The sequence below is a fragment of the Actinacidiphila acididurans genome (genome assembly GCF_016918855.1).
In the GTDB taxonomy this organism is placed as follows: domain Bacteria; phylum Actinomycetota; class Actinomycetes; order Streptomycetales; family Streptomycetaceae; genus Actinacidiphila; species Actinacidiphila acididurans.
Genome location: NZ_JADKYB010000013.1, coordinates 281,144 through 297,125 on the forward strand (window position 1 = coordinate 281,144; position 15,982 = coordinate 297,125).

Sequence of the window (15,982 nt, forward strand, 5' to 3'; positions counted from 1 at the left end):
GCGTCGTCTCGTCTCACATCACATCGATGCGTGCCTCAGCGGGCGTCGCGTCACGGGTAGTTGACGACGTTGCTGGGCGTGGTGTTGGACGCGGTGACCGCCCCGGTGTCGTTGATGACGTGGGTGATGGTGCCCACCCCGCCGAGCGAGACCGTCAGCGCGTCGTGGAACTTCACGCCGGCGTTGTTCGGTACCTCGAAGGCGTGGTAGCTGTTCACCGCCGGGTTGACGTTGAAGTAGCAGTAACTGCCCAGACCCCATGCCTCGTGGCTGGTCACGTTCGCGCCGACCTTGTAGGCGGCGTAACCGTTGACGTTCGCCGAGCTCATCCACGCGGCCTGGTTCGGCGGGTCGTAGGGCATCTCGTTCTGGAAGAAGATGGTCTTGCCGCCCTGGCCGTTCCACACCACCTCGTACTTCTGGTAGTGCTCGACGAACAGGCCGGTGGCCTGGACGTTGTTGCCGTTGACCAGCAGGCCGGTGTCGGCGGTGTTGGTGGTCCAGCCGACGGTGCCCGCGTTGCCGTGGTCGGCGCGCCAGGCCCAGATGTGGTCGATGAGCGTGTTGTTGCTGTTGACCACCAGGCTGGTGGTGGCCTTGCCGGCCCGCTCACCGCCGATCCGGAAGAACACGTCCTGGATCGAGGTGGGGTTGGCGGAGTGGTCCGCCGAGGCACCGGACTGGCCGATCGTCAGCAGCGCCGCCGAGTTGGTGGTGCCGGCGTCGAACAGCAGGCCCTTCAGCCGCACCCCGTCCACGTCGGCCACCTGCATCGCGTTGACGCCGTTGTCCGGGACGAAGGTCGGGTAACCGATGCCCAGGACGACGGTGTTGGCCTTGGTGATGTTCAGGGTCTGGCTGAGGTGGTACACGCCCGGGGTGACGAACAGGTTGCAGCCCTGGGACAGCGCGTTGTTGATGGTCGCGGCGGTGTCACCGGCCTTGACCACGTAGAACTGGCTCATCGGCAGCGAGCTGCCCGGGGTGCTGCCGTTGGCCCAGCTCGGCCCGGAGGCGTTGGTGCGCAGGGACGGCAGGAAGACCCGGTACTTGCCGGTGTTGTCCAGGTACAGGTACGGCACGTCGCGGGAGACCGGGGTGGTGCCGAGGGTGGTCTCGGGCGGGTTGGGGAAGGTGTTCGCCGGGGCGCCGTTGACGCCGGAGAAGACCATGTTCCACACGCCGCCGGCCCAGCTCCCGAGGTTGCTGTCCCGGGTGTACCACTGCTGCTGGGAGACCGAGGCGGCCTGGCCGCTGACCTTGGTGTCGGCGATGTAGCCGCCACTGGCGTAGCCGTAGCTGGCCGGGTAGAGGGCGAGCCCGCCGTGGACGTCGATCCGGCGGAAGGGCGCGGCCTGCGCCACGGCCCACCGGTCGGTGCCGCTGGACGGGTTGATCGCCAGGTTCTCCGCGGACCGCCAGAAGTTCTGGGTGGCGTTGCCCGCGTCGGAGGCGTTGAAGGCGTCCACCGTGACGTCACCGTTGATGGTCACGTCGTCCGGGTTCTGGCCCAGACCCGCCACCGAGGTGTAGAAGCCGACGTTGTCCTCGACGTTGTACGTGCCCGGCTTGTACAGGTCGGCCACCCGGTTCTCGCTGAACTGGGCGGTGTTGGTGTCCTTCATCTGGTTGAACTGGGCGTCGAGCTGCGACTGGATGGCCGCGTTGCCCATGGACGGGTCGAAGACGTGCACGTTCGGCCCGAAGTCCGGCGTGTCCGACTGGGTCGGGCAGACGCCGCCCGTGCTGGTGCTGATGGTGAAACTGGCGGTGGCCACGGCCGAGTCGGTGAGGCCGGAGGCGACCGCGTACGCCTTGACGGTGGTGGTCGCCGAGATGGTGAGCGCCCCGGTGTAGGTGGGCGAACTCGCCGTCGGCGTCGAGCCGTCGAGGGTGTAGTGGATGGTCGCGCCGGAGGTGGCGTCGGCTATGGTCACGCTCTGCGCGGTGGTGAAGGTGCCGCCCGCGGGGCTGAAGGTCGGCGTGGCCACCGAGCCCGGCGGGGGCGGGGTGGTGGTGCCACCGCCGCCCTGGGTGAAGGTGAACCACGGGGTGTCGTACTGCGGCCCGTTCTTGGTGTACGTGAACGAGTACGACAGCACCTGCCCGCTGGTCAGGTTCTGCACCGTGTACGTCCAGGCGGCGCCGGAGGCGGTCATCTGGACGTTCTGCTGGTTGGTGCCGTTGATCTGGTAGTGGATGATCACGTACGAGGACGTGGTCGTCGGGGTGAACGTCACCGTCGCCGCGCTGGTGCCGGACGAGGCGACGCTCTGGGTGTAGTCGGAGGAGTCGGCGGAAGCGGAGAACGTGCCCGTCAGGCCGACCAGGGCGGCCAGCGCCATGGCCAGCGCGGCGAGTACGGCCAGGCCGCGCCGCGACCGGCGCTGCCCGGGACCCGCGCCCCGGGAGAGGTCTCTGATCATGTGGGGGGTCCTTTCACCCGGCTTCGTGAAGTGAACGCCGGGCTCGCGCGGATGTGGGGGTGGACGCGCTCGGTGCTGCTCTGGGCAACTGTGGGTGGACCGGGGCATACGGCAACCGTCAGGGTGTCAACCCCTTGGATTCAGCTTGCTGAAAACGCTCTCACTCTGCGGATCAAGGGGCTCCCCGGTCCGTATGGCAGTCTCAAGTGGGCCCGGCGACACGTCAAGAAGCTGTGCCGGATTCATCCTGTGAACACAATTGCCCCGCCGCAGGGCGTACGTTGTCACCTCACGCGGGCCGCTCGGGCCACGGGACCGGTGCCGGGAAGGGGTCAGCGGCGGGCGCAGCCCAGCGGCACCGTGCGGAAGTCGATGCGCTGGTACGGGCCGGTGGTGCCGGTCTCGTAGAGCACTCCGACGCCGGCCCGCGGGACCGGCACGAGGTCGGAATAAGCCGCCGCAGTGGTGGGTGACGTGAGTTCGGCCAGAGGCTGCCAGGTACGGCCGCCGTCCGTGCTGCGGCGCACCGTCATGTGGCGGCGCAGCGAGGGGTCGTCGGGCCCGGAATAGAGGAGCGGCGCGCAGGGCGATCCGGCCGGGCCCGGCATCTGGAGCACCGAGCCCTCCACGACCGGGGTGACCAGGTTTGGCAGCGAGCGGTAGGGCGCGGTGTAACTGCGGCCGCCGTCCGTGGAGTACGTGAACAGGCGGTTGCCCGGGTCGCTGCCGCGCTCGTCGCGGCTGGACAAGTAGAGCCTGCCGTCGGGCAGTTGGGCCGCGCTGGTCTCGGCGGGCGCGACCCGGCCGTCGGTGTGCTCGTCGTTCGCCCCGATCCGCCAGGTCCGCCCGTCGTCGTCGCTGAGCAGCAGGTGGGCGCCGGAGACCCCGCCGGGCCCGGTGTGGGCGACGGCCACCACCAGCCGGCCGGCCGCCGGGCCGCGGTCCAGCCGCAGCGCGTGGCCGGGCCCCGTGCCGTACCAGCGCCAGTCGGGGTGCTTCACCGCGGGCGTGATCTCCCGGCGCGGCGTCCAGGTGGCTCCCGCGTCGTCGCTGGTCTGCACGAACACCCGGCGTCCGTCCTCGGGCGCGATCTGTCCGGCCTGGATCTTCGCCTGCGTGGCGTCGGCGCCCTGCCGGTTGGTGAGCAGTACCAGGCGGCCCGAACGGGTCACCACCGGTGCGGGGTTGCCGATCGTGGCCGGGCTGTCGGCGCCGACCACCGTCTGCCGCGACCAGGTGCAGCCGCCGTCGAAGGAGCGCCGTTCGACCACCGCGATGTCACCGTCGTCCGAGGCGGAGTGCCGCCGCGCCTCCGCGAAGGCCACCAGGGTGCCACGCACCGCGACCACCGCGGGGATCCGGTAGGTGTGGTAACGGTCGGCTCCGGCGGTCCACACGGTGGCCGAGCACGCGCCCCGGGTCCCGGCACTGGCGCCGGCCACGCCGGGCGCCTGCACCTGGACGGCCACGGCCACCAGCCCGGCACCGCACACCGCGGCCACCCGGCGCATTCCCCGAAAACGACGGAAGGACATGCCCCAGGATGGCCCCCGTCGGGCCCCGCCCGCCTCCCGGAGCACCACCGAACCACCCGTTCGGCCGTACGGCGGCGGCACCCGGATCGGCACGGGCGGCCGGCAACGGTCAGGCGCTGCGACCGGCCCGGGGCCGGTGCGTGCTCAGCCTGCTTCTTCCTGCCGCGGCTCGCCCGGCGGGGGCACCGGGACGCCGAGGTCGCGGGCGTGCCGCAGGGAGTCCTCGAGCTCGTCCAGGGCCGCGCGGAGCGCCGCCGAGCCCGGGGCGGCCATTGCCGCCGCCACTGCCTCCCGCGCGGCCACCACACGGGAGATCACCTGCTCGTGCTCCGTGAAATCCGCCACGACCAGCCCTCTCCGGCGCCCAGATCGCCAGCATGACACTGATTGAAATAATCTTCAATTCGAGAAATAGTGATCATCTGCCCACGGCACGTCCCGGGGGCACGCCTCCGGGGCAGGTGCGCGGTCAAAGCGCCGACCGGCAGCGCGTAACCTTGAAGAGTTGTGCACATCCACATGAATGCGAACGATGCCGAGGAGGAGCGGGTGGGGCCGCGGTGAAGAGCACATCTGTTCCGCTCTACCAGGCGAAGGCGGAATTCTTCCGCATGCTCGGCCATCCGGTACGGATCCGGGTGCTGGAGCTGCTGCAGACCGGCCCGATGGCGGTCCGCGACCTGCTGGCCGAGATCGAGATCGAGGCGTCGAGCCTGTCGCAGCAACTGGCGGTGCTGCGCCGCTCCGGCATCGTGACCGCGACCCGGGAGGGCACGACCGTCGTGTACGCGCTGGCCGGCGGGGACGTGGCGGACCTGATGCGGGCCGCGCGCCGGATCCTGACCGAGATGCTGGCCGGCCGCCAGGACCTGCTCAACGAGCTGGCGGACGACGCGGTCCCGGACGCGGCCCCGTGAACGGCCCTTCGTACGCCCCCTGTTGCCGCGACACTTCCCACCACGACCGCGGAGGCCGGCGATGAGCGATCAGGACGAGCCGCCCCGCGAGGCCCCCGGCGGCTCCGAGCGCTGGAAGGAAAAGGCCGTGCGGATGCGGGTGATCTTCTACATCGCCGGCACGCACGTCCTGGCCGCCGTCCTCATCCTGTTCTTCTGGATCGGCTCGCACACCCACAAGTGATCCCGCCCGGCCGTGGGACCGTCGCTCCCCGAGGCTGTCCCTGCCGCTCCCAGGAAGAACTCAGCACTGCCTGCCTCGGGCCGCCGGCCCGAGGCTGGAACCGTCCGCGATCGAGAAAGGATCATCATGAGGACGGTTGAGCTGGCAGGACTGACGGCGTCGGCCGAGGGGCTGGGCTGCATGGGCATGAGCTCGGTGTACGGCGCGGCCGACTGGGACGGCTCGGTGGCGACGATCCGGCGGGCGCTGGATCTGGACGTGACACTGATCGACACCGCCGACGCGTACGGCGCCGGGCACAACGAGGTGCTGGTCGGCCGGGCCGTGGCGGGCCGCCGCGACGAGGCGCTGATCGCCACCAAGGCGGGCATGGACTTCAGCACGGGCCGCGGCAAGGTGGTGCTGCGCGGCACCCCGGACTACCTCAAGCGGGCCTGCGACGCCTCGCTGCTGCGGCTGGGCGTGGACGTCATCGACCTGTACTACCTGCACCGGGTCGCCCCCGACGTCCCGCTGGAGGAGTCGGTGGGGGCGCTGGCCGAGCTGGTCGAGGAGGGCAAGGTGCGCCGCATCGGGCTGTCCGAGGTGACCGGCGACCAGTTGCGCGCCGCCCACCGGGTGCATCCGGTCGCGGCGGTGCAGAGCGAGTACTCGCTGTGGACCCGGGACCCCGAGACCGGCGTGGCGGCCGCCGCCCGCGAGCTGGGCGTGGCCCTGGTCGCGTACTCGCCGCTCGGCCGCGGCTTCCTCACCGGCACCGTCGACGTGACCGGTCTGGCCGCCGACGACGGCCGGCGCAGGCTGCCGCGCTTCAGCGAGGAGGCCGCGCGCGGCAATGCGGCGATCACCGAGGCCGTCGCCGAAGTGGCGCGCGCCAAGGGGGTCACCGCCGGCCAGGTCGCGCTGGCCTGGGTCGCCGCGCAGAGCGACCGGCTCGGCATCCCCGTGGTCCCGATCCCGGGCACCAAGCGGGTGCGCTGGCTGGAGGAGAACGCCGCGGCCCTCGACGTGCCGCTCACCGAGGCCGACCTGGACCGGCTCGACGGCCTGGCGGCCGGGGTGGTGGGCGGCCGGTACTGAGGGTCAGTGCGTACGCGTACGGGTCCGGAGGTGGCCCGGGCCCTGACCCGCCCGGGTCCGGGAGTGGCTCTGGCTCGGGTGCGGGTCCAGGGGTGGCCCTACCCGCATCCGGGTCCGGAGGTGCCCCTGACTGACCCGCGACCGGGCCCGATGGTGCGGCCCTGCCTGGGGGTGACAGGGCCACCCGCGCGGGCGCCCGATCTGCCTACGGTGGAGGCATGGAGACCTCGAACACGCTGGGTGAGTACCTTCGGGCCCGCCGTGAGCGGATCCGGCCGGAGGAGGTGGGGTTGCGGGTGTCCGGGCAGCGGCGCACGCCGGGCCTGCGCCGCGAGGAGGTCGCGATGCTGGCCGGCATCAGCACGGACTACTACCTGCGGCTGGAGCAGGGCCGCGACCGCAGCCCCTCCACGCAGGTCCTGGACGCGCTCGCCGACGTGCTGCGGTTGGACGCCGACCAGACCGCGTACCTGCACGCCCTCACCCGGCCGAAGTCCCGCCGCGCGGCCCGTCCGCGCGACCGGAAGGTCCCGCAGGGCACGCTGCTCCTGCTCGACGCCCTTCCGATGCCGGCCTTCGTCCAGGACCGCTACCTGACCGTGCTCGCGGCCAACGCCATGGCCGAGGCCCTCTCCCCCGCCCTGCGCCCGGGCGTGAACCGCCTGGTCGCCGCCTTCCTCGACCCGCGCGAGGCCGAGCTGTACGCCGACTGGGAGCAGGTGACGGCCGCCGCGGTGGGCCAACTGCGCGCGAGCATGGCCGCCGACACCGACGACCCGCGGCTGGTCGCCCTGGTCGGTGAACTCTCCGTCAAGAGCGAGCGGTTCCGGCAGATGTGGGCGCGCAAGGACATCGCTCGCGTCTCCGGCGGCCCGGCCCGGCTCCGTCACCCGCAGGTCGGCGACCTCGAACTGCACCGCGAGAAGCTGCTGGTGGCCGGCGCCGACGGCCAGATGCTCGTCGTCTACCACGCCGCCCCGCACACCCCCTCCGCCGAGCGCCTGGCCCTGCTCGGCTCCCTGACCGCGCCCCCGGCACACTCCCCCGACCGCACCCGCCGCCCCTCCCTCTGACGGCGCTGCGACGGCCCGGCGCGCGGCAGGATGGGCCGGCCCCGAAGGACCGGCCCACCCCGTTCAGTGCACTGCCGCCGCTACTTCCGCTTCAGCGTGAAGTTGCTGGTGGTCGTCGCGCCCTTCTGGATCTTCACCGTGGTGGTGGTCGGCTGGTAGCCGTCCTTGGCCACGATGAGGGTGAGCGGGTTGTTGCGGGTGTCGAGCCACAGCGCGTACGTACCGTCCGACCCGGTGGTCAGGGTGTACGAGGTGGCCCAGGTGTCGATCTGCACGGTGGCCCCGGCCAGCGGCGCGGTGCCGCCGGTGGCGGTGACCCCCAGCACGGTGCCGGTGATCTTGCCCCAGGTCTTGGGCGGGTTGACGTGCAGGGTGACCGGGATGCGCGGCACCGTGTACGGCGTGTCGGTGCCGACCGAGAGCTGCGCGCTGTAGTCACCCGGCTGGGTGACCTCGGGCACCGACGCGTCGAGCGTGACGGTGACCTGGGCGCTGGCGCCGGGCTGGACGGTGAGCTGGTTGGTGCTTTCACCCAGCCAGGTCACGTCCGCCGAGCCCACCTGGTCGTAGCCGGCCAGGACCTCCGCCTTGGCGGTGGGGTGGCTCGGGGCGTCGCCGCCGCCGACCTTGTAGAAGCCCGGGGCGCCGCCGCCGCGGTAGGTCGGGGTGGACGGGTTGGGCAGCGCGCTCCAGGTGCCGGCCACCGGGTCGAACGCCTGGGCCCGGTTGGTGAGCGCGTTGTTGCTGACGCCGCCGGCCAGCAGGAGCAGGCCGTTGGCCGCGGTGTACGAGGTGCCCCACTGGGTGGCGGGCATGTCCGCGAGCTGGGACCAGGTGTTCACGGACGGGTCGTACACGTAGGTGTGCGCGACGTCGGCGTTGCTCGAGTTCAGACCGCCGGCGCAGTAGATCAGCTCGTTGACGGCGCCGCACGCCTCCCAGGAGATGGGCTCCGGGTAGGACGCGATCGCCGACCAGGTGTCGGTTGCGGCGTCGTAGACGGTGGCGTCGGTGGTACCGCAGGTGCTGGCGCCACAGCCGCCGATCATGTAGAGCTTGCCGTCCAGGACGGCGGTGCCGGAGCCGGCGTACGGCTTGGGCGCCGACGCGCCGGTGGTCCAGCTGTCGGAGCCCGGGTCGTAGATCTCCAGCTTCGGGTCGGGGCTGCCGCTCGGGCCCCAGCCGCCGGCGGCGTAGAACTTGCCGTCGATGAAGCCGTGGGCGGGGTCCTCGCGGGTGTCGGTGGCGCTGGCCAGCTTGCTCCAGGTGCCGGCGACCGGGTCGAGGGCGTACATGTCCTTGCTGTCGGCGGAGCCGGTGAACCCGAAGGCCGAGTACACCTTGCCGTCGTAGCTGCCCACCGCGTTGTCCATGATCGCGCTCGGGTAGTCCGGGGCGGGCGCCCAGGCGGCGTCGGACGGCCCGGCGGCCGGGGCGGTGGCGCCGGCGACCTGGTGGGCCTTGCTGGACAGTGCGGTGTAGTCGCCCTTGGCGGTGATCAGCGGGGCGCCCGCGGCCTGGATCTTGAAGCCGCCGGACTGCTCGCCCAGCTTGACCGTGGCGGGCGCGCCGCCGGTGTTCTTCACCGTCACGGTCTGGGTCTTGCTGCCGGCCCACGGCACGGTCGCGTCGACCGAGGCGGGGGTGACGGTGACCTGGCCGGCCGCGAGCGAGAAGTCGGCCTTGACCGCGCTGTCGGCCGCGACGTTCACGCTCTTGGTCTGCGTGGTGTAGTGGCCCTTGGCCGCCGCGAAGCCGTGGCTGCCGAAGTTGGTGTCGAACAGGGAGTAGTAGCCGTCGCCGAGGTTCGGGTCGTCGGGCGTGGCGACGGTGGTGGCGGTCTGCGTGGCGTCGGTGCCGTCGGTGACGGTCGCGCCGACCACGCCGCTGCCGGTGTTGGCGTCGGACACGGTACCGACGACCAAGGCGCCGGGAGTGGGTACGAGCTCACGGTCGCCGACGAAGACGTTGTCGACCGACCACCACCAGCCGAAGTGCGAGATGAAGTGGAACCGGAGCTGGACGGCGGGCTTGCCTGCGAAGCCGGAGAGCGGGACTTCGATCTTGGCGGGCCCGGCGACCGAGGTGGTGGTGGACCAGACCTTGGTCCACGTGGTGCCGCCGTCGGAGGTGGCGTCGACCTCGGCGCTCTGGCCGTTGTAGGCCTGGTACTGGGTGTTGAAGGCGACTTCGGGGTTGTTGTTGCCGGTGAAGTCGTAGGCGGGGCTGATGAGCTGGGTGTCCTGGCTGGCCGCGCCGCCGAAGTGGTCGCTGTCGGCGATCGCGAAGCCGCCGGTGCCACCCGTGTGGTTGCCGCGGTTGCCTGGGTCGTCGAACTCCCAGCCGCCGGTGGTGCCGTCGGCGTTGACGACGCTCCAGCCGGCCGGCGGCGCGGTGGTGGCGTCGAACGGCTCGGTGGTGCCGGTGGTGTTGATCTGGTAGCCGGGGGCCGCGGTCGCCCACGGGTCGGCCGGCACCGGCAGGTTCACCGTCTGGTCGGCGGTGCCGACGGTGACCGTCTTGGTCACCGACTGGTAGCCGGGGTTGCTGGCGGTGACGTGCAGCGTGTAGTCGTGGCCCTCGGGCAGCTTGACCGTGTAGGCGCCGCTGGCGGGGTCGGTCCACACGGTGCCGGGCGCGCCGTCCACGGTGATCTTGGCGTAGAGCGGCCAGCCGTGGCCGGAGCCGTCGGTGACCTTGCCGGCGACCGTGTGGCTGGGCACCGGGGTCAGGGCGAAGGACTTGGTGACGGTGGCGCCGTCGCCGACGTCCACGCCGGTGGCGGTGGCCGTGGTGTAGCCGAACGCCGCGACGCTGACGTCGTAGGTGCCGGCCGGCACCGGCAGGGTGTACGTGCCGGTGGCGTCGGTCTTCGCGGTGTCGGTGCCCGCGGTGACGGTGGCGCCCTGGACCGGCTTGCCGGTGGAGGCGTCGGTCACGGTGCCGGCGAGCACGCCGTGCGGGCCGGTGCGGAAGGCCTCGACGCCGTCGGGCGTACCGAGACCGGTCGGGCCGTCGTAGCCGGTGGTGCCGTTGCACAGGTACGACGGGGTGCAGGACCCGTTGGAGCCGGTGGTCACGTCGTTGATGCCGGACGCGGCCGCGTACGGGTAGGAGTTCGGGTACGTGCCCGCCACCGGGGTACCGGCGTCGGCGTAGACCGAGGCGATGATCGGGGACGACACGCTGGTGCCGCCGTAGACCGTCCAGCCGCCGTTGCCGTAGGTCTGGTAGACCGCGACGCCCGCGGCCACGGCCGACACGTCGGCCAGGGCGCGCTTGTCGCAGCCGGTGTCGTGCTGCCAGGCCGGCTTCGGCTCGTACATCGAGCAGCCGGAGCCCGCGTCGTTCCAGGCGGACTCGGTCCAGCCGCGGGCGGTGGTGGTGTCGCGGGTCAGCGTGGTGCCGCCGACCGCGGTCACGTACTGGGAGGCCGCGGGGTAACCCACGCCGTAGGCGTAGTCACCGGTGGAGACGGTGACCGCGACACCCGGGTGGTTGTAGTACGCGTCGAGGACGGTGGTCTCCGTCGGGTCCTCGCCGTTGCCGCCCCGGTAGTCGCTGCCGTAGGAGTTGGAGACGAACTTCGCGCCGAGCGCGACCGCCTCGTTCACCGACGAGCCGAGGTTGTCGAAGCTGTTGTCGTCCGCCTCGACCAGCAGGATGTGGGCGTTGGGCGCGATCGCCGAGACCATGTCGAGGTCGAGGGAGATCTCACCGGACCAGCCGGCGTCGGGGGTGGGGTAGCTGGTGCCGCCGCGCTGGTCGACCTTGCTGAAGCAGCCGTTGGCGGTGGTGCACTCCGGCAGCCCGTACTGGGACCGGTAGACCGCGAGGTCGGCTTCGGCGTTCGGGTCGTCGAAGGCGTCGACGATGGCGACCGTCTGGCCCGCTCCGCCGTCGGTGGACAGGTTGTAGGCGCTCTCCAGGTCGGGGGCGCCCCAGCCGGTCGGGGTGAGCGCGGGCATCAGGCCCTTGACCGGCTTGATGTCGGCGCGGCGCAGGGCGTAGCAGGTGAACTGGCCCGCCTTGGGGGTGGCGCAGGCGGGCTCGAGCAGTTGGTGGCTGTCGGTGGAGGCGGCGGGTGCGGCCGGCGCCGAGGAGGCGGCCTGTGCCGGGACCTGGATCCCCAGCACGGCCATCGCCGCGGCGGCGAGGACGGCCAGGACGGCGGAGATCGTCCGCCGTGGATCCGGTCTGGTTCTCGCTGAGGTGCGCAAGCGTTTCTCCCATGCGTGTGTGGCAGGGGGTCGGCCCTTGGACGGTTCAGGGACGACGGCGAATGAACGGGCATTCACCGGGGCTCCATTAGCGAGTTACTTAATGAACCTGTCAATCACTCACGGTGAGCGACGATGGTCACAGTGCGTCAGTCGATGTCCGGAATCCGGTGTGCGGACGCGGCCGACTGTGGGGGTTTCCGCCGGATTGTGTGGCGGTTGAGTGCCCAGTGGCAGAAGTGGTCGACCTGCTCCCAAGGTCCATGTGTCGCAGGCGTTAACACGACACGGCGGCAAACCGCCAGGGTCCCGCATTGACCCATTCGGCCGGGCGGTTGGACCTTTGTGCTGGTCAACAGCCCTTCCACCGCCCACCGTCGGAATTCCGCCCGGTTGCGACACGCAGCCGCGGAAACCGGCGCCGAGCGGGCACTGTCCCGTACGACTGGAGCACCCTTGCCCGGATCGAGAACCGTCTCCGCACAACCGCTCACAAGGCGACGAACCCGCACCGCGGTGAGCGCCGCCACCGCCGCCGTACTCGCCGTGCTCGCGGCGCTCGCGGTCCTGCTGCCCCAGCAGGCCGTGGCCGCCCCGGCCGGCACCGGCACCGGCTCCGCATCGGGGCCGGTGTCCGCCGTCCCGGCCTGCGGCACGCCTCAGCCGGGCCACTTCGGGTGCTTCGCCATGCGCCGCACCGACGTGCACGCCACGCTCGGTGTACGCCGGCTGACGGCCGGCCAGGCCGCGACGCCGGCCGGCTACTCCCCGGCCGACCTGCTGTCGGCCTACAACCTGCCGGCCGACGGCGGCGCCGGCGCCACCATCGCGGTGGTCGACGCCTTCGACGACCCCACCGCCGAGGCCGACCTGGCCGTGTACCGGGCCCAGTACGGGCTGCCGGAGTGCACGACCGCCAACGGCTGCTTCAGCAAGGTCGACCAGCGCGGCGGCACCGACTACCCGGTGTCCGACGAGGGGTGGGCCGGCGAGATATCCCTGGACCTCGACATGGTCTCGGCGATCGCCCCCAAGGCGCACATCCTGCTGGTGGAGGCCGACCAGTCGACGTCGGACTCCCTGGGCGCCGCCGAGAACGCCGCGGTCGCGCTGGGCGCGCGCTACGTCTCCAACTCCTGGGGCTCCTACGGCGACGACCCGGCCAACCTCGCCTACGACGAGAGCTACTTCAACCACCCCGGTGTCGCGGTGGTGTTCAGCTCCGGCGACGACGGATACGGCGTCAGCTACCCGGCCTCCTCGCCGTACGTGACCTCGGTCGGCGGCACCTCGCTGGTCCGCGACGGCAGCGCCCGCGGCTGGAACGAGTCGGTGTGGAACGGCATCACCACCGACGCCAGCGGCGCCAAGCACTGGGGCGCGCCCGGTTCGGGCTGCTCCACGATCGAGCCCCGGCCCGACTTCCAGTCGGCGGTGGACTGCTCCGGCCGCTCGGTGGCCGACGTGAGCGCGGTGGCCGACCCCGCCACCGGTGTCGCGGTCTACAACTCCTTCTCCGACGGCGGCTGGAACGTCTACGGCGGCACCAGCGCCTCGGCCCCGATCATCGCCTCCGTCTACGCCCTGGCCGGCACCCCGGTCACCGGCAGCTACCCGGCGGCGTACCCGTACCAGGCCACCGGCGCGCTGAACGACGTGACGCAGGGCGACGACGCGAGCTGCGCCGACGCCTCGCTGTGCGGCTACGGCACCACGCCCGACTGCACCCCGCTGTGGACCTGCGCGGCCCAGCCCGGCTACGACGGCCCGACCGGCCTCGGCACCCCGGACGGCACCGCGGCCTTCCGGGCCGGCCCGCACGGCACCGTCACCGGTACGGTCACCGACGCCGCCACGCACAACCCGCTGACCGGCGCCACGGTGAGCCTGGGCGACCACACGGCCACCACCGACGCCAAGGGCGGCTACCGGCTCGACGTGCCCGCCGGCTCGTACGACCTGAAGGTCACCGCCTTCGGCTACGCCGATCTGGACCTGGGCAGCGTGCAGGTGGCCGACGGCGCCGGACTCACCGAGAACGCCGCGCTGACCGCGGTGCCCTCGCAGACCGTTTCCGGCACCGTGCGTGACGGCGGCGGCCACGGCTGGGGCCTGTACGCCCAGATCACCCTGGACGGCGTGCCCGGCACGGTTTACACGGACCCGGCGACCGGCCACTACTCGGTGAAGGTCCCCAAGGGCCACACCTACACCCTGCACGCCACCTCGCTGTGGGCCGGCTACCAGCAGGGCACCACGACGGTCACCGCCGGCAACTCGCCCGCGACCGGGGACTTCACCCTGCCCTTGAGCACCACGGGAGCGCTCCCGCAGGGCTACGAGACGGTCTACCGGGGCGGCGGCCTGCAGTCCTTCGCGGGCTCCTCGGCGCCCGACGGGTGGACGGTGAAGAACAACACCTCCGCCGGCGGCTGGAACTTCGACGACCCGCTCAACCGCGGCAACCAGACCGGTGGTTCCGGCCGGTTCGCCGAGGTCGACGACTTCGCGCTCGGCTGGGCCCCGGCCGACACCGAACTGCTCAGCCCCGCCTACGACTTCACCGGGGTGAGCGACCCGCAGCTCCAGTTCGACACGGCGCTGCCCACGCTGTACCGGCTCGGCAGCCTGACCGCCGACGTGGACGTCAGCACCGACGGCGGCACGACCTGGTCCACGGTGTGGCACCACACCGACGTGGTGCCCGGCCCGGCGCACGAGACCGTCCCGCTGAAGGCGTACGCCGGCGACAAGAACGTGCGGCTGCGCTTCCACTACACCGGTTCGCTCACCGGCATCTGGGAGATCGACAACGTGGCGGTCGGCACCCCGACCCTGGTGACCCGGCCCGGCGGGCTGCTGGTCGGCACGGTCACGGACGCCAACACCGGTGCCGGCGTGCTCGGCGCGACGGTCACGGCCGCCGCGGTGCCCGCCGACAGCGGCCGCGTGGTGGCCGCGCCCGGCGACCCGGCCGCCACCAAGGGCCTGTACGCGGCCTTCTCCAGCCGCACCGGCGAGCAGAAGTTCACCGCGGGCCTGCCCGGCTTCGGCTACCCGCCGGTGACCGGGCCGGTGAAGGTGCGGGCGAACGGCACCACCCGTGCCGACTTCCTGCTGCACCCGGCGAAGTTGGGCTTCGCCTCCTCCTCGGTGACGGCGAAGGTGCCGGCCGGCGGCAGCCGGAGCGTCACGGTGGAGGTCCGCAACACCGGCGGATCGGCGGCGACCTTCTCCCTCGGCGAGCGCGACCTGGGCACGACACCGCCCGCCGCCTCGAGCGCTCCGGCGCAGCGGGTGCCCTCGACGGTGACCCCGGACGGCCTGCTCAAGGCCGCGCCGAAGGCCGAGCCGAAGACCGCATCGGCCAACACCCGGGCCCCGAGCGCCGATCCGGCGACGGACCCGGCCTGGTCGTCGCTGGCGAACCTGCCCACCGGCGAGTTCGGCGGGGTCTCGGCGGTGATCGGCGGCACCCTCTACGAGGGCCTGGGCGAGGAGCCCGGCGGCGTGTGGAGCAATGCCTTCCGCTCCTACGACCCGGCCACCGCCACCTGGAAGACCGAGCCGAGCCCGGTCACGCGCCGGATCTACCCGGCCTACGGCGTCATCCGCGGCAAGCTGTACGTCACCGGCGGCCGTGACGCCGCGGGCAACCCCATCACCAGCGGCGAGGTCTTCGATCCCGCCACCGGCACCTGGTCGCAGATCGCCGACGCGCCGCGCGGCTTCGGCGCCCCGGGCGCGGCGGTCGTGGGCGACAAGCTGTACGTGATCGGCGGCTGCGACTTCGGCGGCTGCGGCTACAACATGGTCCAGGTCTACGACCCGGCGACCGACACCTGGTCCTCGGGCCCGCAGTACCCGGAGCCGATCTCGTTCACGGTGTGCGGCACCGTCGACGGCGCGATCACCTGCTCGGGCGGCGCGTACCAGCCGGCCGACGCCACGCCCAAGGACACCTCGCACACCTACGTGCTGGACACGGCGGCCGGTGCCTGGCGCCGGGTCGCCGACGCCCCGGCGGACTTCTGGGGCGCGACCGGCACGGCGGCGGACGGCGCGCTCCTGGTGGCCGGCGGCCAGCAGATCAGTGCGAACGCGCTGACCTCCCAGGCGTTCGCCTACCACCCGGACGGCGACACGTGGTCGGCGCTGCCGGCCCTGCCGCAGCCGGTGCTGGGCGCGCAGTCGGCGCCCGGCTGGTTCGCCATCGGCGGCATGAACGCCTACAGCGTTCCGCAGCAGGCGGCGTACGAACTGCCCGGCTACGACCGGCCGTACGGCGACGTGCCGTGGCTGAGCGAGCAGGCCCGGCAGCTCACCGTGCCGGCCCACGCCACGGTCACCGTCCGGGTCACCCTCGACGCCGGGGCGATGACCGCGGCCGACGCGGGTGCCCACCGGGCGGCGCTGGTGCTGGACGGCGACACGCCGTACGCCCCGGCGACGCTGCCGGTCACCATGACGGTGGTGCCGCCGGCCGGGAGCTGACGGCGGGCGCGAAC

9 protein-coding genes are annotated in these 15,982 nt (G+C 72.3%); 5 read left to right on the forward strand and 4 right to left on the reverse strand.

What is annotated here, in order from left to right; translation table 11 throughout:
* Positions 1–50: 50 nt before the first annotated feature.
* From ITX44_RS24445 to ITX44_RS24455, 3 genes are all read right to left on the reverse strand, one after another.
* Positions 51–2,426, reverse strand: coding sequence for a chitobiase/beta-hexosaminidase C-terminal domain-containing protein (locus ITX44_RS24445; protein ID WP_236061430.1), 2,376 nt, complete (start codon positions 2,424–2,426; stop codon positions 51–53).
* 332 nt (positions 2,427–2,758) lie between these two features.
* Positions 2,759–3,937 carry a sialidase family protein gene (locus tag ITX44_RS24450; protein WP_205359491.1) on the reverse strand — a complete coding sequence of 393 codons (1,179 nt, stop codon included), beginning with the start codon at positions 3,935–3,937 and terminating at the stop codon, positions 2,759–2,761.
* Positions 3,938–4,105: 168 nt separating this feature from the next.
* Complete coding sequence (locus ITX44_RS24455) at positions 4,106–4,306, reverse strand: hypothetical protein (RefSeq protein ID WP_205359492.1); 201 nt, start codon at positions 4,304–4,306, stop codon at positions 4,106–4,108.
* Between the two features lie 215 nt (positions 4,307–4,521).
* Between ITX44_RS24455 and ITX44_RS24460 the strand changes: the two genes are divergently transcribed.
* From ITX44_RS24460 to ITX44_RS24475, 4 genes are all read left to right on the forward strand, one after another.
* Positions 4,522–4,878, forward strand: coding sequence for an ArsR/SmtB family transcription factor (locus ITX44_RS24460; RefSeq protein WP_307795463.1), 357 nt, complete (start codon positions 4,522–4,524; stop codon positions 4,876–4,878).
* Positions 4,879–4,939: 61 nt separating this feature from the next.
* Positions 4,940–5,101, forward strand: a complete 162-nt coding sequence (locus ITX44_RS24465; protein ID WP_205359493.1) for a DUF6126 family protein — start codon at positions 4,940–4,942, stop codon at positions 5,099–5,101.
* 126 nt (positions 5,102–5,227) lie between these two features.
* A complete protein-coding gene (locus tag ITX44_RS24470; RefSeq protein WP_205359494.1) occupies positions 5,228–6,181 on the forward strand; it encodes an aldo/keto reductase in 954 nt (317 codons plus the stop codon).
* Between the two features lie 218 nt (positions 6,182–6,399).
* The gene (locus ITX44_RS24475) at positions 6,400–7,254 is read left to right on the forward strand and encodes a helix-turn-helix domain-containing protein (protein WP_205359495.1); all 855 of its coding nucleotides are present in this window, start codon (positions 6,400–6,402) and stop codon (positions 7,252–7,254) included.
* A gap of 80 nt (positions 7,255–7,334) precedes the next feature.
* Here the strand turns inward: ITX44_RS24475 and ITX44_RS24480 are convergent, their stop codons facing one another.
* The gene (locus ITX44_RS24480) at positions 7,335–11,396 is read right to left on the reverse strand and encodes a carboxypeptidase regulatory-like domain-containing protein (protein WP_205359529.1); all 4,062 of its coding nucleotides are present in this window, start codon (positions 11,394–11,396) and stop codon (positions 7,335–7,337) included.
* Positions 11,397–11,990: 594 nt separating this feature from the next.
* On the opposite strand from ITX44_RS24480, the gene ITX44_RS24485 reads away from it, so the two are divergent.
* Positions 11,991–15,968 carry a carboxypeptidase regulatory-like domain-containing protein gene (locus ITX44_RS24485; protein WP_205359496.1) on the forward strand — a complete coding sequence of 1,326 codons (3,978 nt, stop codon included), beginning with the start codon at positions 11,991–11,993 and terminating at the stop codon, positions 15,966–15,968.
* Positions 15,969–15,982 lie beyond the last annotated feature (14 nt).